The following is a 16,215-nucleotide window of genomic DNA, read 5'->3' as shown; positions in this document are numbered from 1 at the left end:
CCGGGCTGGCGGGCGGGGCCGCGTGGCACAGATGCCACATCCGGACGGATCGGCCCGTTCAGGTTGGAACCTGTCACGGGCGCGGGCGCGCATGATAACGAACCTGTGGGCATATAGGCGTTATCATGCCCCCCCTTTTATTGCCAACAAGGCCGACTGAAATGACCGATTGGTCCCTCGACCAAGCCCGCAAGACCTACTCGATCCCGCATTGGGCGGATGGTTACTTCGACGTGGATCAGGCCGGGCACATGGTGGTGAGACCGACCGGGGCGGACGGCCCGGTGGTATCGCTGCCCAAGGTGGTGGACGCTGCGCGCGCGGCCGGTGCCAAGCTGCCGCTGCTGGTGCGCTTCCCGGACATCCTCGGCCAGCGCCTGGGCAAGCTGCAGGCGGCCTTCGCCCAGGCCCAGCAGGACTGGGAGTACAGCGGCGGCTACACCGCCGTGTACCCGATCAAGGTCAACCAGACCCGCGGCGTGGCCGGCACCCTGGCCAGCCACCACGGCGAAGGCTTCGGCCTGGAAGCGGGCAGCAAGCCCGAGCTGATGGCCGTGCTGGCGCTGTCGCGCCCGGGTGGCCTGATCGTCTGCAACGGTTACAAGGACCGCGAGTACATCCGCCTGGCCCTGATCGGCCGCAAGCTGGGCCTGCAGACCTTCATCGTCATCGAGAAGCCGTCCGAGCTGAAGCTGGTGCTGGAAGAGTCCAAGGCGCTGGACGTGAAGCCGGGCCTGGGCGTGCGCATGCGCCTGGCCTCGCTGGGCGCCGGCAAGTGGCAGAACAGCGGTGGCGACAAGGCCAAGTTCGGCCTGTCGCCGCGCCAGCTGCTGGACCTGTGGAAGTCGCTGCGTGATACCGAGTACGCCGACTGCCTGAACCTGCTGCACTTCCACATGGGCTCGCAGATCTCCAACGTGCGCGACATCGCCAACGGGATGCGCGAAGCCACCCGCTACTTCGTGGAGCTGTCGCGCCTGGGCGCGAAGATCACCCACGTCGATGTGGGCGGCGGCCTGGGCGTGGATTACGAAGGCACCCGTTCGCGCAGCTTTTGCTCGATCAACTACGGCCTGCATTCCTACGCCAGCAACATCGTGCAGCCGCTGGCCAATGCCTGCGAAGAGTTCGGCCTGACCCCGCCGCGCATCGTCACCGAGTGCGGCCGCGCAATGACCGCGCACCACGCGGTGCTGATCGCCAATGTGTCGGAAGTGGAAGAAGCGCAGGAAGGCCGCGTGCCGGACCAGCACGACGACGAGCCGGCCGCGATCCGCCACCTGCGCGAGATCCACGACGAGCTGGACGTGCGCCCGGCGGTGGAACTGTTCCAGGAGGCGCAGCATTTCCATGCCGAAGGCCTGGCCAGCTACGCGCTGGGCCAGATCGACCTGCCGCAGCGTGCGCGCATCGACGACCTGTTCTACGCCATCGCCCACGGCGTGCGTGCGCGCCTGAGCTACGACGAGAAGAGCCATCGCCCGGTGCTGGACGAACTGAACGAGCGACTGGTCGACAAGTACTTCGTCAACTTCAGCGTGTTCGAATCGATTCCGGACGTGTGGGCGATCGACCAGGTGTTCCCGATCGTACCGATCGAGCGCCTGGACGAAGCTCCGGACCGTCGCGGCATCATCGCCGACATGACCTGCGACTCGGACGGCATGGTGGAAACCTATGTCGAGAACGAGAGCCTGGACAGCTCGCTGCCACTGCACAAGATGAAGCCGGGCGAGAGCTACCGCATCGGCTTCTTCATGGTCGGCGCCTACCAGGAAATCCTGGGCGACATCCACAACCTGTTCGGCGATACCGACGCGGTGGAAGTGCTGGCCGATGCCGATGGCTACGCCATCACCCAGCAGCGCCGCGGCGATACCACCGACGTGATGCTGGATTACGTGGGTTACCGCCTGGACGAACTGCGTGCGACCTATGCGCAGCGCGTGGCTGCGGCGCAGCTGTCGCCGGAACGCGCGCAGGAACTGTCGGACGCGCTGGAAGCCGGCCTGACCGGATACACCTACCTGTCCGACGAACCGCTGGTGTGATGGACGGCACCGGGCCCGCCCGGTGCCACCGTTGCCGATGAGCGCGCGCGCGATCTTCCACCTGTTCCTGCATGCAGCCGTGCCAGCGTTGCTGGCATGGCTGTGCTGGCGCAAGCGCTTTGCCTCCGCATGGCTGCTGATGTTGCTGGGCTGGATCATCGATCTGGACCACCTGCTGGCCGATCCGATCTACGCGCCCAACCGTTGCAGCATCGGTTTCCATCCGCTGCACACTGCACCGGCGATTGCGGTCTATGCCGGGCTGTGCGTGCCGAAGAAAACGCGGTTGTTCGGCATCGGTTTGATCATCCACATCGTGCTGGACGCGATTGATTGCTGGTGGATGCATCACCGTTGATGCTCGGTCCACGGCGACCGGTCGGTTGCCGCTTGGTAGAGCCGGCCGCTGGCCGGCTTCCGCTGGGTGTTCCCGATGATCACGTGGTTGCCGGCCAGCGGCCGGCACTACCCATCGTTGGGTTGGCCAATGTCGACACCTACCGGATGCACGGCGACCGGTCGGATTGGCGCTTGGTAGAGCCGGCCGCTGGCCGGCTTCCGCAGGGCGTTCCCTGACCACGTGGTTGCCGGCCAGCGGCCGGCACTACCCATCGTTGGGTTGGCCGATGTTGACGCCTACCGGGTGTACGGCGACCGGTAGGATTGGCGCTTGGTAGAGCCGGCCGCTGGCCGGCTTCCGCAGGGCGTTCCCGGTGATCACGTGGTTGCCGGCCAGCGGCCGGCACTACCCACCGTTGGGTTGGCCGATGTTGACGCCTACGGGGTGTACGGCGACCGGTCGGATTGGCGCTTGGGAGAGCCGGCCGCTGGCCGGCTTCCGCTGGGCGTTCCCGGTGATCACGTGGTTGCCGGCCAGCGGCCGGCACTACCCATCGTGAGGTTGGCCAAGGTCGACGCCTACCGGGTGTACGGCGACCGGTAGGATTGGCGCTTGGTAGAGCCGGCCGCTGGCCGGCTTCCGCAGGGCGTTCCCGGTGATCACGTGGTTGCCGGCCAGCGGCCGGCACTACCCACCGTTGGGTTGGCCAATGTCGACGCCTACCGGGTGTTCGGCGACCGGTCGGATTGGCACTTGGTAGAGCCGGCCGCTGGCCGGCTTCCGCTGGGTGTTCCCGGTGATCACGTGGTTGCCGGCCAGCGGCCGGCACTACCCATCGTTGGGTTGGCCGATGTTGACGCCTACCGGGTGTACGGCGACCGGTCGGATTGGCGCCTGGTAGAGCCGGCCGCTGGCCGGCTTCCGCAGGGCGTTCCCGGTGATCACGTGGTTGCCGGCCAGCGGCCGGCAGTACCAACCGTTGGTTGGCCAATGTCGACGCCTACTGGGCGTACGGCGACCGGTCGGATTGGCGCCTGGTAGAGCCGGCCGCTGGCCGGCTTCTGCAGGGCGTTCCCGGTGATCACGTGGTTGCCGGCCAGCGGCCGGCACTACCCACCGTTGGGTTGGCTGCGTCACGCCACCGGCAACCACAACGTTGCACGCAGGCCCGGCTGTGCATTCTCCAGCGCCACGCGCCCGCCATAACTGGCGGCGATGTCCCCTACGATCGCCAACCCCAACCCACTGCTGCCTTCGCGCTCATCCAGCCGCACACCGCGCTGGGTGACCTGTTCCAGGGCGTCCGCAGCCAGGCCGGGACCGTCGTCGCGCACTTCGATGCGTAGCTGCCCTTCGCTGGTTTCCGCTTCGACAGTGACCTGCTGCCGCGCCCAGCGCCCGGCGTTGTCCAACAGGTTGCCCAGCATCTCTTCCAGATCCGCACTGGCACCGGCGAATTGCAACGCCGGGTCGATGCCTTCCGCCGTGAACGCAATGCTGCGCTCGCCATGCACGCGTGCCATCAATTGGCACAGCGCCTGCGCGACAGCGGCCACGTCGGTGCGCTGGCGATGGTCGGCGGCCAGCCCGGCGGCCAGGTAACGGTCGATGCTGGCCTGCATGCGTGCGCTCTGCTCGCGCACGGTGGCGCGCCAGTGCGTACCGTCGCCGTCGGCCTCGGTGGCCAATACGCTCAGTGGTGTTTTCAGCGCATGCGCCAGATCCTGTGCACTGGTGCGCGCACGCGCGACCATGCGCTGCTGGTGGTCCAGCAGCGCGTTGAGTTCTTCACCCAGCGGTGCGACCTCCGCGCCCAGTCCCTGCGTGTCGATGCGCTGCGCATCGCCGCGCCGTACCTGTTCCAGCTGCGCGCCGAGGCGATGCAGCGGGCGCAGGCCGAAGCGCACCTGGCTGGCCAGCACCGCCAGCCACGCCGCGACCAGCAGGCCCAGGGCGATGGCGGTGCGCTTGCGGAACGCGGCGACATCGGCATCCAGCGCGCTGCGATCGGTGGCGACCACGGCTACGAACGGTTCGCTGGCGCGTGGCAGTCGCACCTGCTGCACGCGTGCGCGCAGGGATTGCTGCAACGGTCCGGGCAGGTTGCGCGTGGCCGGACCGGCAGCCGGTGTCGGTAGGCTTTCATCCCACAGCGAGCGTGACTGCAGCAGCACGCGGCCATCGGCACCGGCGATCTGCCAGTAGGCACCGGAGAACACGCGCTGGAAGCGTGCGTCATTGGGTTCCTGGCGCAGGCGCAGCTGCCCGTCCGCATCCACTTCGGCCTGTGCCAGCAGGGTCAGCATGTCCTGCTGCAGTTCGTGGTCGAGGCGGTCGCGCGCACTGCGCTTGAACAGCTCGCCCAGCAGCGCGCTGGCCAGCAGCGAGACCAGCAGCAGGCCGACGCCGCCGGCCAGCAGCAGGCGCCGTCGCAGCGACGGTTGCCGCTTCATGGCGCGGCCAGCCGCCAGCCCTGGCCGCGCACGGTCTGGATCAGGTCGATGCCGAGCTTGCGGCGGACCCGTCCGAGCAGCACGTCCAGTGCGTTGGAGTCCGGGTCATGGCCGCCGTCGAACACCTGTTCGCCCAGGCGGTCGCGGCCGATCACCTGCCCGCTGTGGTGGATGAAATAGCTGAGCAGGCGGAACTCCTGCGGGCTGAGGGGCAGCGCCTGCCCATCCAGTTCAAAGCGGCCGGCATTGACGTCCAGCTGCAGCGGGCCGCAGTGCAGGCGCGGGCTGGCGTGGCCATGGCTGCGGCGGATCAGGGCGCGCAGGCGCAGCACCAGTTCGTCGGCCTGGAATGGCTTGGTGAGGTAATCGTCGGCACCGGCGTCGAAGCCGGCCAGTTTGTCGTGCCAGCGCCCGCGCGCGGTCAGTACCAGCACCGGAAAGCTGCGGCCATTGCCGCGCCAGCGCTCGATCACGCTCAGTCCGTCCAGCCCGGGCAGGCCGAGGTCGACGATGGCCGCCTGCAGGTCTTCGATCTGGCCGATCTCCTCGGCGTGGCGACCATCGGCAACCACCTCCACCACATAACCGGCCTGCTCCAGCAGCGGTACCAACCGTTGTGCCAGTGCGGCATCGTCTTCGGCCAACAGGATGCGCATCAGTCGTCGAGCTCCGTCTTCAGCAGCTTTCCGCTGCACGCATCATAGTCCAGCTCCACCACCACGCCGTCGCCGCGCAGGATCTCCACTTCGTAGACGCCGTCGTCCAGCTCCACTTCCAGCAGCTGGCCCGGGTAGCGCTTGAGCGCATCGCGCACCACGCTTTCCAGCGGCACATAGCGGCCCTGCTGCACGGCGCGGCGCGCGACCTGCTGCGCCGGGTCCTGCACGGGCGCGGCGGCGGTCGGGGCGTTGGCCAGGGCCAGCAGCAGGGGCAGGGTGGCGAGCATGCGGGTACGTAAGGAAAGAGGGGTACAGGCGCGAGTGTGGCGCGGATGACTAACAGCCGGCTAACAGCCACGGCTAAGGCGCTGTTAGCCGTGGCATGCATCGTGGCGTTGCCGGGATGGTCCGGCCACGAACACGAACAGGAGAACCCCCATGTTGAAGTCGCTCACCCTCGCCACCGTTGCCCTGCTGGCCATTGCACCGGCCGCACAGGCCGCACCGCTGGGCATGGCCCAGGTCGAACAGACCCTGCGCAAGGCCGGCTACACCCAGATCCACGAGATCGAACGCGATGACGGCCTGTGGGAGGCCGACGTGAGCCGTGCCGATGGCCGCTTCAGCGAGGTCTACGTGGACCCGAAGACCGGCGAGATCTTCGATGAGCACAGCGGCCGCACGCTGCTGACCACCGAGCAGGTACTGGCACGCGCACAGGCGCATGGCCTGCGCGAGATCCATTCGCTGGAGCGCGACGGGGCGACCTGGTCGCTGGAAGCCCGCAATGCCCGCAACCAGAAGGTGGAAGTGCGCCTGAGCGGCTACGACGGCCGCATCCTGCACAGCGAGCGCGATGGTTGGCTGGATTGATTCGCGCGCGGGAAGGGGCCGGCCGCAGGCCGGCACGGAATGCAGAGCGTGTCGACCAAGGTCGACACCACCGGCACATGCAAGGTCGACACCTACCAAGCGTACGCAGCGGTAGCAGCCGACCTTGGTCGGCCCAGGCCTGGCGCGGGGCTTACCAGCCGTACGGCGGCGGGTAATCCCAGCCCGGCCCGCGGCCGTAGTAGCCGCCATACGGGCCGAAGAAGCCCGGGCCCTTGCCCTCACTCACGTGGATGTTGAGGTTGACCCCATGGGTCTTGCCCTCATCGGTCGTGTAGTTCTTGCTCAGGTTCAGCGTGGCCGCGTTGTAGTGGCTGTTGCCACCGTTCTTCGAATAGCCGATGCCGGTGGTGAAGCTGCCGGACACCTTGACCTTGTCGTCGGTCACGTCGGCGATCTTCGCATCGTCGTGTACGCGCGGGCCGCTCTTGTCACCGTAATAGGTGCCGGGCGGGTCCTGCTGCAGGGCCGGGTCGTTGAGGTAGCGCATCGGCGCCTGCGGCAGCGTCAGGTCCAGGCCAGCGGCCTGCGGCGCAGTGGCGCCAGCGGCGGACTGGGCCAGCACGGTTCCCGGCAGGGCCAGGCACAGCAGCAGGGTCAGGGGGCGGATCATGACGGCGCTCCAGCGGACAGGTGGCCACGCAACACGCGGCGGTACAGGCCGACGCTAGCAGGGGTTGCTTGAATGATGCCTGTCGGCGCCGGATTGGGGTAGAGCCGGCCGCGGCCGGCTGCAGGTCACAACCGCCCGAACCCGAACAGCCTTTCCAGCGCATGCTTGCGCCGCTCGATCCGGGCCCGCAGCAGCTGGGCGCCGATCATCGAATAAGTGATGCCGTTGCCGCCGTAGGCCATGGCGAAATGGACCCGCGGCCCCCACTGCGCGTGCGGGCCGAAGAAGGGCAGGCCGTCGGCGGTTTCGGCGAAGGTGCCGGCCCAGGAAAAGGCGGGCACCGGGTCCAGCCGCGGGAACCAGTGCAGGAGCTGATCCATCAGCTTGTCGGCCTTGCGCTGCACGCGCCGGTCGCGCCGCGCCGGGATATCGATGGCGTCGTCCAGGCCACCCACCAGCAGGCGGCGGTCACCGGTGACGCGCAGGTACAGGTACGGGCGTGCGCTCTCCCACACCATCGTGCGCTGCAGCCGGCCCAGTACGTCCGCATCGATCGGATCGGTGATGAAGGCATAGCTGCTGCGGTTGCGCGCGACCCGCTGTTCCAGCCAGTGCTGGTTGGCGTAGCCCATGGCCAGGACCACGTGGCGGGCACGGACCGTGGCGCCGGCCTCGGTCATCGCGGTTACACCCTGAGCGCCGGGCTTGAGCGTGTGCAGCACGGTGCGGTCGTGCACGTGGCCACCGCGGCGACGCAGCCGCTGGAGCAGGCCGTAGGTGAGGCGGTAGGGGTCGACCCGGGCCGCCTGGCGGGTCAGCAGGGCGCCGCCCGCATCCACGTCGAAGCGTTCGCGCAGCGCCTCCCGGTCCAGCCAGCGGGCGTCCAGTCCGATATCACGGCGCGCAGCACCCTCGGCCATCAGGCGCGGCACGTCGCGCCGCCGGCTGGCCAGGTACAGGCTGTCCATCTGCCGGAAATCCACGTCCTTCAGCCCACGCGCCACTTCACCCAGTGCGGGGATCGCATCGGCACAGGCCAGGTAGGCCAGGGCGGCAGCGTCCTTGCCATAGCGCTGGGCCAGTTCCAGCAGGTGGGTGTCGATCTCGTACTGCAGCAGCGCGGTGCTTGCGGCCGTGCTGCCCCAGCCGATGTCGCGCTGCTCGATCACGGCCACCTCGTGGCCGTGGTGGGACAGCGCGTCGGCGATCAGCGCACCGGTGATGCCGCCACCGACCACCAGCACGTCGCAGCGCAGATCCTGCTCCAGCGGGGGAAAGGCCTGCAGCAGCCCGTTGCGCACCGCCCACCAGGGGTAGCCACTTTTCAGGTCCATGCGACAGGTGCTCAGGCGGTGGGGTGGCCGGTGTGCGGGGTCTGGATCAGTTCGGACAGATCGAAGCCCTGCAGGCGCGCTGCGGCCAGATAATGGTCCTGCACGGTCGCATCCAGGCGCGGCTCGCGCGCCAGCAGCCACAGGTACTTGCGGTCCGGGCTGCCGACCAGCGACACGCTGTAGTCCGGGGCGACCTGGATCACCCAGTAGTCGCCCTTGGCGAACGGCAGCCAGCGCAGGCCTTTGGGCAGGAAGCTGACCTCCAGCCGCGCGCTGTCGTTGTCGACGGCACAGGCCTCGCCGGTAGCTTCTTCGATCTCGCCATCCATGCGGCAGCGGTTGGTGACGCCGACATTGCCGTTGTCGAGCAGGGTGTAGTGCGCCGATACGTCGGTGCAGCCTTCCGGCTCGTGGCGCATCGGCAGGCGTGCGACCTCGTACCAGGTGCCCAGGTAGCGCGGCAGCTTGAGGTCGGCGACGGTCTTCAGCGGCGGGTGGTCGGTCATCGGCAGTCGGGGCGGGGGGGGGGCCTCCACGATGCCGATGGCCCTGCCATGGGCGGGTGAAGCCGGGGCGATGGCCACGTCCAGAACGTTGCGTCGCCCCGGCGGCGTGCACGTTGTCACCGGCGCGGCGGTATCCTGCCGCCAGCGCCGTGTTTCCCTGATCCAACCGAGGTGGAGGTGCCGATGTACCAGGTGATCCTGTTGAAGAGTGAATCCGCGTTCGCGCGCGAACAGTGGCCGCAGGTCGATGACCTGGTCGACTACGAGGGCGTCAGCTACAGTCTGCGTGCCGGCCCGCGCCAGCCACTGCCGACCGACCATGACTGGCATCCGGTGGCGGTGTATGCGCCCGATGAGATCACCGAGGAGGAGTTCCAGGACTGGTATGCGCTGCAACAGCCGACGGTGGAAGAGCTGCGCCTGAAGTACTGAGGACTGCCGATGGGGCGGTCGAGCGGCCCGAGGCCGCTGCTGCCGCGCATCCGCTCTTTACCGCCTCTGCCGTATAGTCGCGCGCAGGCGCGGTGGTCCGCGCGAACCGGTGTGTCTGGCGTGTCTTTCTTCCTGCGATCGATCCGTGCACGGGGGCCCTGGTGGGTCCTGCTGCTGTGCACTGCCTTCCTGCTGTCCGCACCCGTACTGGCGCAGGATGAGGACCCTACGCCGAAGCAGCAGCTGGCGGACATCGATGCGAGCCTGAAGGACGTCGAGCGCAAGCGTGGCGATGCGGAAGCCACCGAGACACTGGCGATGCTGTCCGAGAATGCCTCGCAGGCACGGCGCGACGCCGAGGCGCTGGAAAAGGCACTGCAGCCACAGCTGGACCGCCTCAACGAGCAGTTGGTGCAGCTGGGCACGCCGGCCGAGGGGGCCACTGAGCCGCCGGAGCTGGCGGCGCAGCGGCGCACCCTCACCAAGCAACGCGACGGCCTGGCCGCTTCGGTGGTGCAGGCCAAGGCCACTGCCGTGCGCGCGCAGCAGTTGGCCACCGATATCGAGCAGCAGCGCACCGCGCAACGTACTGAAGAGCTGGGCCAGAAGGTCGCCTCGCCGCTGTCGCCGGCGTTGTGGAGCAAGGTGGCCGAGCGCCTGCCGATCGATATCGCCCGCGTTGCGCCGTTGGCCCAGCAGGGACGCGATGCGCTGGCCGCCGGCATCCGCAGCCATGGATGGGGCACGCCGCTGCTGGGCCTGCTGGCTGCGCTGGTGATGATGTTCCCGCTGCGGCTGTGGCTGCGCGCGCTGGGGCGGCGGTTTGCCGCGTCCGAGCGCGCCCCTGACGGCCGTCTGCGCCGCTCCGGCCTGGCCATGTGGCTGTTGCTGGTGGGCACGCTGCTGCCGGGTTATGCCGTGGTGGTGCTGATGGCGGCAATGGATGCCATCGATGCGATCGCGCCACGGTTGCAGGTGGTGGCGGACGGCCTGGAGACCGCCACCTTCCGCGCGGCCTTCATTGCCGCGCTCAGTGCCTGCATGCTGGTGCCCAAGCGCCCGTCATGGCGGCTGTTGAACCTGGATGACACCGCCGCGCTGAAGCTGCGCAAGTACGCCTGGGGCGCGGCGGCGCTGGCCTGGCTGAGTACGGTGCTGGTCGCGCTCGATCAGGCCACGCGCACCAGCGACGTCACCACCGTGGCACTGGACGGCCTGATTGCCCTGACCTACCTCGGCCTGATCATGGCCATGCTGGTGACCCTGGCGCGCCTGCACCGCCGGCAGACCGCCGAGGCCGAAGCCAAGCTGGAGGCGCAGGCCGACGGCCTCGGGGCAAGTACGCCGGTGCGGCGCAGCAGCTGGCTGGTGCTGGCGCGGGTGGCGGGCAACATCGCGGTGGTGGCGGCCATCGTCGCGACCCTGCTGGGCTACCTGAATCTTGCAAAGTTCGTGAACCAGCAGCTGATCGGCGGCAGCATCGTGGTGCTGGCCGCGACCCTGCTGTTCAAGTTCGTCGATGACCTGAGCACCTGGATGCTCAACGCCGACAGCAAGGTCGGCCAGACCATCCTGCTCAGCACCGGCCTGAGCGTGTCGCGGCTGGAACAGGCCGGCGTGCTGTTGTCGGCCGCGCTGCGCACGGTCGTGGTGCTGCTGGCACTGCTGGCGCTGGTGGCGCCGTTCGGCAACATCGGTGCGGTGGTCGAGCGCTTCTTTTCGCTGTTCACCTCGGGATTCGATGTCGGTGGCACGAAACTGGAGCCGGTGCGGATCGTGCTGGCGGTGCTGGTGCTGCTGGCCGGCCTGGCCATCACCCAGCTGGTCCAGCGCTGGCTGACCGACACCTACCTGCCCAAGACCGAGCTGGACCTGGGTGCACGCAATTCGGTGAGTACCGTTGCCCGTTACGTGGGCATCATCATCGCGGTGATCTGGGCGCTGTCGGCCATGGGCCTGCAGCTGAGCAAGCTCGCGTTGCTGGTCAGCGCGCTGTCGGTGGGTATTGGTTTCGGCCTGCAGGTGATCACCCAGAACTTCGTCTCCGGCCTGATCCTGCTGGCCGAGCGGCCGGTGAAGATTGGTGATTGGGTGAAGCTGGGCGACCAGGAGGGCGACATCCGCCGCATCAGCCTGCGTTCGACCGAGATCCAGGTGGGCGACAAGTCGACGTTGATCGTGCCCAACTCCGAGCTGGTCACCAAGACCGTGCGCAACATGACGATGGGCAACAACCAGGGCCGCATCCAGATCCAGTTCGCGGTGCCGCCCAGTACCGATGTCGGCTCCCTGCGCGAGGCGCTGCTGGAGGCCTACGGCGCACATACCAATGTGCTGAAGCAGCCCGCGCCGACGGTGTACATCGACAGCATCGGCGGGGGCCAGATCACCATCAACAGCTTCGCCTACGTGGCCAGCCCGCGACAGGTCTATGCCACCCGCAGCGATCTGTACTTCAGCCTGCTGCAGATCCTGGCCGAGCGGAACATCCCGTTGTCGACGCCGACCGATATCCACATCACCCGCGACCCGCAGTAGTGCCGGCCGCTGGCCGGCAAACTCAGCAGCAACAGTGTGCTGGGGTCAGATCCGTTTGCCTCCGGAAAACGGATCTGACCCCACGAGCATCCGGCAGATCGCGGAACGCTGTCGAGGGCGGGGTGGGTCCGGAGCGTGCCGGCCAGCGGCCGGCACTACCGCGGGTGCAGGGCGCAGCCCTGCCAGGAACCCTTACCCCCGTGGTCGGCTGCGCGAGGGCACCAGGGCGAACGTATCCACCGCCAGCTTCTCGGCATGGTTCAGCCACGCGCGGATTTCCAGATCATCCACTTCGTGGTCCAGCCCGAAGGAGACGTTGATCTTGCCGTTGGCATCAGGCTGCACCCACTGCTGGGCCAGCACCACCTTGCGCTGCGAGGACACCGCTTCGATCCAGAAGCCACGATCCGGGCGCGTGCTCGCCACCAGCTGCAGCATGTACTGGCCGGCGCGGGTGCGGCGCCCCTTCTGGGTGATCATGTGCGCCTGGCGCACGCTCGGGCGCGGGCCCTGGAATGCATCCAGCGGTGCATCCACCGCGATGCCACCGCGCAGGTCGTCGTCGCGGTAGAGCTTGATGCCGTTGTCGCGGTTGACGAGCAGCGCACACCAGTCGCCGTCGGCCGAGCCGTCCTCGAACGCGGTGCAGCGATCAACATAGGCCAGCGTGTTGTCCGGATCCGCGTCATCGAACTGGCGCGAGGTATTTTCCAGATATACCGACTTCAGCCCCCAGTCCTTGTCGTACTCCAGCAGCACCGGCGGCTGCACGTGCTGCAGGCCAACCACGACCTGGTCATCGCCATCGATCTTCAGTTCGCGGGTCGGTTCGCCCAGCCACAGCGAACGGGCGAACGCCAGGTACTGCGGGTAGTCGCGGCCGCCGTCGCGGCGCGCGGCCACGCTGGCACTCGGCGCGCGCGTTTCATCCAGCAGCGAGCGGCCAAAGCCCATGGTCCGCAGTTTCGGGTCCAGCAGGCTGAGCAGGGTGGCGCCGGAATCCAGCGTCGAACCGTCGTCCACCGCCAGCTGGCGCGGCGCCACGCCCTCGCCGAGGAACAGCAGCAGGTTCTCGCGCTTCTGCTTGGCCAGCACGTGGCTGAGGTCGTTGGGCATCGCCAGGTGGTCGGAGGCGATCACGATCAGCGTGTCCTTGCCATACGGACTGGCCTGGATGCGCTCGACCAGCTGCGAGATCAGCCGGTCGGTGCACTTGAGTGCATTGAGCAGGCCGATGTTGCCGTAGCCGCTCTGGTAGCGCTCGCCCTTGCACGATACCGGCAGGTGTCCCGCCGGATGGTGGGTGTCCATGGTCAGCGTGGTCAGCATGAACGGAGAACCGGCACGCGAGAGCTGCTCGAAGCGCTGGTAGGCGGTATCGAGCAGCACGTCGTCGTGCACGCCCCAGGCCGAGTAGTGGATGCGGCCGATCTTCTTCTGCTGCTTGAACCACGCCAGGTCATGCACTTCGTCGAAGCCATGGCTGGCCAGGAACTGGCCCTTGCCGGCGAACTGGCCGTTGGCGCCGCCCAGATAATGGTTGGTGTAGCCCTGTTGCTTCAGGTAGTCGCCCAGGCACACCGCCTTGGGCAGGAAACTGCCCATGCGGTCCATGCTGTTTTCATCGCCCTGCGAAGTGGTCAGCGGCACGCCGCACATCGATGAGACCAGGCCGGCGATGGTCCAGCCACTGCCTTCGGCCGAGGCCAGGCCCCGCACATCCAGCGACTGGCTGGCGAGGCGGTGGAGGTTGGGCATCAGCCCGGGAAACACGGCTTCGTCCAGGTAGGTGCGTTCCAGGCTTTCACCGTAGATCCAGACGATGTTGCGCGGGTGCTGCAGCGGCTGCGTCGGCACCTGGTACTCGGGGGCGATGCGGGCGAAATCGACCGGGCGCAGCTGCTGGTAGAGGCGCTGGCCATCGCGGGCCAGTGGGCTGATCAGGATCGTTGCGATCCAGACAACGGCGAAGCCGGCAAACCAGCCGCCACCGTGGCCCGGCCGGCGCCAGCGCTTCACCCGCGTGGCAAACAGCGGCAGCAGCGAGACCAGCGCAAGCACCACGAAGCCGGCGATGTAGCCCTTGAAGTCTGCGATACCGGCGCCTTCCATGTCGGCGCCGAGGTGGTACAGGGTGGCGGCGTTGAGCCCGTCACCGGACAGCTTGTCGATCAGCCACCACGCGCTGAGCAGGAGCAGCAGCAGCGAAAACGCACCGGCCTTCCACCACACCCACCGGTCGGAGGCGAGGAACAACCAGCACAGCAGCAACAACGACAGCAGCAGTATCCAGAGCATAGGCAGCTTCGGCAGTGACGGGGTGGTGGTGATGGACGTCGTACCGACGCGTGTCCATCCGACCGGCGCTGCCGCAAGCACATGCAGATGACAGGCCGATGACCCGATAGTGCATGCACGAACCTGACTGAAATGTTTGTTGAAATGACGCGCGCGCAATGGCGCTCACAAGGTAAAACGAGCGTGAAATGCTGCGTTGGATTGCATTAAAAAGCGCATGAATACGGCTGTTTCGCCAATGCGCTAGCGGTGCCCGCGCTCCTCGCGTGCGCGTGCGCGACGATCAAACAGCAATGCACTGGTCACAATGCCCAGGCCCAGCACCACGCCGATCATCAGCAGCACCAGCGCGATGAGGGGATAGCCGAACAGGTGCCAGCCCGTGTCGATCTTCATCATCAGCGCGGCGGCCATGATCAGTGCCGCGCTGATGATGCCGGCCGCCACACGGTTGGCGATCTTCTGCAGGTTTTCCATCAGCCGTGATTCTTCCAGCCCGGTCACCTTCATCTGCAGGCGGTTCTCGGCCAGCAGCGCCATGATGTCCGACAGCTTGCGGGGGCCATCGCGCAGCAGCTGCTGCATTTCCATCGCTTCGCTGGCGATGTTGGCCGCGGACAGCGACTTCTTCAGGCGCGCGCGCATCACGTGCTGCAGCTGGCGCTCGACGATGCGGCGGGTATCCAGCTCCGGTGCCAGCAGCCGGCACACCGTTTCCAGGTTGAGCAGTGCTTTGCCCAGCAGGCTCAATTCCGGCGGGGTGCGCAGGCCGCAGGCCGTGGCGATGCGCACCATGTCCAGCACCACGCGGCCTTCGGAGAAGCTGCCACTGGCCGCATAGCGCGCGATCAGCTGGCCGGTTTCGCGCAGGTAGCGCTCTTCATCGAAGGCCTCCAGCCGCGTGCTGATGCTGATCAGGTCATCGGCCACTTCCTCGCCACGGCCGTCGACCGCCGCGAACAGGATCTTCAGCAGACGCTCGCGCAGGCGCGGTGGCATGTGCGCGACCATGCCCAGGTCGAAGATCGCCAGCCGGCCATCGGGCATCACCCTCAGGTTGCCCGGGTGCGGGTCTGCATGGATCTCGCCATGCACGAAGATCTGGTCCAGGTAGCCGCGGATCAGCGCGGCCGCCAACGGGTCCATGTCCTGCTCGGTGCGGCGTACGCCGGAGATCGCATCCACGCGCACGCCGGTGGCAAGCTCCATCGTCAGCACGCGCTGGCTGCTGTAGTCCCAGACCGGCTGCGGCACCCACAGCCGGCGGAACGGCCGCAGGTGCCGTCCGAAGCGCGCCAGGTTCTCGGCCTCGGCGTGGTAATCCAGCTCCTGCATCAGGGTCTTGGCGAACTCGTTGAGCCAGTCGCGCAACCGCACGCGGCGGCCCACCTGGGTCAGGTGGTCGGCGGCCAGCGCGAAGCTGCGCAGTGCCTCCAGGTCCGAGCGCAGCTGCGCGGCCACTTCGGGCTTCTGCACTTTCACCGCCACCTGGCGGCCATCGTGCAGCACCGCGCGATGCACCTGCGCGATCGACGCACAGCCCAACGGCTCGGGATCGAACGAGGCAAACAGCTTGTTCACCCCTACGCCCAGTTCCTGCTCGATGATCGCGTGGATGCGCTCGACGGGGATCGGCGCCACCTTCTCCTGCATGCGCTCCAGCGCCGTGGCGAACTCCACCGGCACCATGTCCGGCCGCGTGGACAGCATCTGGCCCAGCTTGACGAAGGTCGGCCCCAGGGCTTCCAGGTCGCTGACAAACTGCTCCGGATTGCCGTCGGCGGGCACGTCGGCCTGGCTGCTTGCCGCATCCAGGTTCATGCCCGAGAACACGCCCGAGTGGCGATAGCGCATCAGCAGGCGCAGGATCTGGCTGCGCCGGTTCATGCCTTTGACCAGCGGGGGATTGCCATTGGCGGCGGACGGATTGCTCAAGCGGAACTCCCATGCGACGAAGACAGGTAGCGCCAGCCGTTGGCCGGCAATGTCCGAAACTGTGCGGCGGCCGGCCAGCGGCCGGTACTACCGGGTTTCCCAGTGTCGCCGGGCGGCGGTGGGCACGCGGTGAATCCGGCGTCTTCCGCAGTCCACACCGGATCG

General features: G+C 67.7%; 12 protein-coding genes and 1 pseudogene. 5 read left to right on the top strand and 8 right to left on the bottom strand.

Going from position 1 to position 16,215, the window contains the following annotated elements; genetic code table 11:
• The first annotated feature begins 161 nt into the window (after positions 1-161).
• Both speA and AC5P9I_RS14025 read left to right on the top strand, forming a co-directional pair.
• Positions 162-2,051 carry an arginine decarboxylase gene (speA, locus tag AC5P9I_RS14030; protein ID WP_049471482.1) on the top strand — a complete coding sequence of 630 codons (1,890 nt, stop codon included), beginning with the start codon at positions 162-164 and terminating at the stop codon, positions 2,049-2,051.
• 37 nt (positions 2,052-2,088) lie between these two features.
• Positions 2,089-2,409: a DUF6122 family protein gene (locus AC5P9I_RS14025; RefSeq protein ID WP_049471484.1), complete on the top strand. Its 321-nt coding sequence runs from the start codon at positions 2,089-2,091 to the stop codon at positions 2,407-2,409.
• A gap of 1,115 nt (positions 2,410-3,524) precedes the next feature.
• On the opposite strand, the gene AC5P9I_RS14020 is transcribed toward AC5P9I_RS14025, so the two are convergent.
• The 3 genes from AC5P9I_RS14020 to AC5P9I_RS14010 are packed head-to-tail and all read right to left on the bottom strand — an operon-like array spanning position 3,525 to position 5,790.
• Complete coding sequence (locus AC5P9I_RS14020; RefSeq protein WP_049468629.1) at positions 3,525-4,844, bottom strand: sensor histidine kinase; 1,320 nt, start codon at positions 4,842-4,844, stop codon at positions 3,525-3,527.
• Complete coding sequence (locus AC5P9I_RS14015; protein WP_049468627.1) at positions 4,841-5,500, bottom strand: response regulator transcription factor; 660 nt, start codon at positions 5,498-5,500, stop codon at positions 4,841-4,843. Before AC5P9I_RS14015 ends, AC5P9I_RS14020 begins: the two co-directional genes overlap by 4 nt.
• Positions 5,500-5,790 carry a PepSY domain-containing protein gene (locus AC5P9I_RS14010; RefSeq protein ID WP_049468625.1) on the bottom strand — a complete coding sequence of 97 codons (291 nt, stop codon included), beginning with the start codon at positions 5,788-5,790 and terminating at the stop codon, positions 5,500-5,502. The genes AC5P9I_RS14015 and AC5P9I_RS14010 overlap by 1 nt, the downstream gene beginning before the upstream one ends.
• A gap of 151 nt (positions 5,791-5,941) precedes the next feature.
• Between AC5P9I_RS14010 and AC5P9I_RS14005 the strand changes: the two genes are divergently transcribed.
• The gene (locus tag AC5P9I_RS14005) at positions 5,942-6,376 is read left to right on the top strand and encodes a PepSY domain-containing protein (protein WP_049461647.1); all 435 of its coding nucleotides are present in this window, start codon (positions 5,942-5,944) and stop codon (positions 6,374-6,376) included.
• Between the two features lie 151 nt (positions 6,377-6,527).
• Here AC5P9I_RS14005 and AC5P9I_RS14000 read toward each other — a convergent pair whose 3' ends face one another.
• The 3 genes from AC5P9I_RS14000 to AC5P9I_RS13990 all read right to left on the bottom strand — a co-directional run bounded on the left by AC5P9I_RS14000 (position 6,528) and on the right by AC5P9I_RS13990 (position 8,847).
• Positions 6,528-7,007: a hypothetical protein gene (locus tag AC5P9I_RS14000; RefSeq protein ID WP_014038776.1), complete on the bottom strand. Its 480-nt coding sequence runs from the start codon at positions 7,005-7,007 to the stop codon at positions 6,528-6,530.
• Between the two features lie 125 nt (positions 7,008-7,132).
• Complete coding sequence (locus AC5P9I_RS13995) at positions 7,133-8,341, bottom strand: NAD(P)/FAD-dependent oxidoreductase (RefSeq protein WP_049468623.1); 1,209 nt, start codon at positions 8,339-8,341, stop codon at positions 7,133-7,135.
• An 11-nt stretch (positions 8,342-8,352) separates the two neighbouring features.
• A complete protein-coding gene (locus AC5P9I_RS13990) occupies positions 8,353-8,847 on the bottom strand; it encodes a lipocalin family protein (RefSeq protein WP_088476281.1) in 495 nt (164 codons plus the stop codon).
• Between the two features lie 183 nt (positions 8,848-9,030).
• Between AC5P9I_RS13990 and AC5P9I_RS13985 the strand changes: the two genes are divergently transcribed.
• The gene (locus tag AC5P9I_RS13985) at positions 9,031-9,279 is read left to right on the top strand and encodes a hypothetical protein (RefSeq protein ID WP_006474562.1); all 249 of its coding nucleotides are present in this window, start codon (positions 9,031-9,033) and stop codon (positions 9,277-9,279) included.
• Positions 9,280-9,390: 111 nt separating this feature from the next.
• On the top strand, positions 9,391-11,817 hold the full coding sequence (locus tag AC5P9I_RS13980) for a DUF3772 domain-containing protein (RefSeq protein ID WP_049468073.1): 2,427 nt from the start codon (positions 9,391-9,393) through the stop codon (positions 11,815-11,817).
• Positions 11,818-12,009: 192 nt separating this feature from the next.
• Here AC5P9I_RS13980 and AC5P9I_RS13975 read toward each other — a convergent pair whose 3' ends face one another.
• Together AC5P9I_RS13975 and AC5P9I_RS13970 are read right to left on the bottom strand one after the other, a co-directional pair.
• Positions 12,010-14,115: a phosphoglycerol transferase I gene (locus AC5P9I_RS13975; RefSeq protein WP_049468071.1), complete on the bottom strand. Its 2,106-nt coding sequence runs from the start codon at positions 14,113-14,115 to the stop codon at positions 12,010-12,012.
• Positions 14,116-14,358: 243 nt separating this feature from the next.
• Positions 14,359-16,005 (bottom strand): annotated as a pseudogene (locus tag AC5P9I_RS13970) (ABC1 kinase family protein); the annotation flags it as partial.
• Positions 16,006-16,215: the final 210 nt, after the last annotated feature.

It is taken from the genome of Stenotrophomonas sp. YJH_SMC_29 (genome assembly GCF_059371235.1).
Note: the sequence above shows the minus strand (reverse complement) of the source record. Positions and strands in the feature narration are given on the sequence as shown.

Bases quoted from the DNA above. Each gene is read 5' to 3' on its own strand.
- speA (WP_049471482.1), top strand. From the start codon at position 162: ATGACCGATTGGTCCCTCGACCAAGCCCGCAAGACCTACTCGATCCCG.
- AC5P9I_RS14025 (WP_049471484.1), top strand. From the start codon at position 2,089: ATGAGCGCGCGCGCGATCTTCCACCTGTTCCTGCATGCAGCCGTGCCA.
- AC5P9I_RS14020 (WP_049468629.1), bottom strand. From the start codon at position 4,844: ATGAAGCGGCAACCGTCGCTGCGACGGCGCCTGCTGCTGGCCGGCGGC.
- AC5P9I_RS14015 (WP_049468627.1), bottom strand. From the start codon at position 5,500: ATGCGCATCCTGTTGGCCGAAGACGATGCCGCACTGGCACAACGGTTG.
- AC5P9I_RS14010 (WP_049468625.1), bottom strand. From the start codon at position 5,790: ATGCTCGCCACCCTGCCCCTGCTGCTGGCCCTGGCCAACGCCCCGACC.
- AC5P9I_RS14005 (WP_049461647.1), top strand. From the start codon at position 5,942: ATGTTGAAGTCGCTCACCCTCGCCACCGTTGCCCTGCTGGCCATTGCA.
- AC5P9I_RS14000 (WP_014038776.1), bottom strand. From the start codon at position 7,007: ATGATCCGCCCCCTGACCCTGCTGCTGTGCCTGGCCCTGCCGGGAACC.
- AC5P9I_RS13995 (WP_049468623.1), bottom strand. From the start codon at position 8,341: ATGGACCTGAAAAGTGGCTACCCCTGGTGGGCGGTGCGCAACGGGCTG.
- AC5P9I_RS13990 (WP_088476281.1), bottom strand. From the start codon at position 8,847: ATGACCGACCACCCGCCGCTGAAGACCGTCGCCGACCTCAAGCTGCCG.
- AC5P9I_RS13985 (WP_006474562.1), top strand. From the start codon at position 9,031: ATGTACCAGGTGATCCTGTTGAAGAGTGAATCCGCGTTCGCGCGCGAA.
- AC5P9I_RS13975 (WP_049468071.1), bottom strand. From the start codon at position 14,115: ATGCTCTGGATACTGCTGCTGTCGTTGTTGCTGCTGTGCTGGTTGTTC.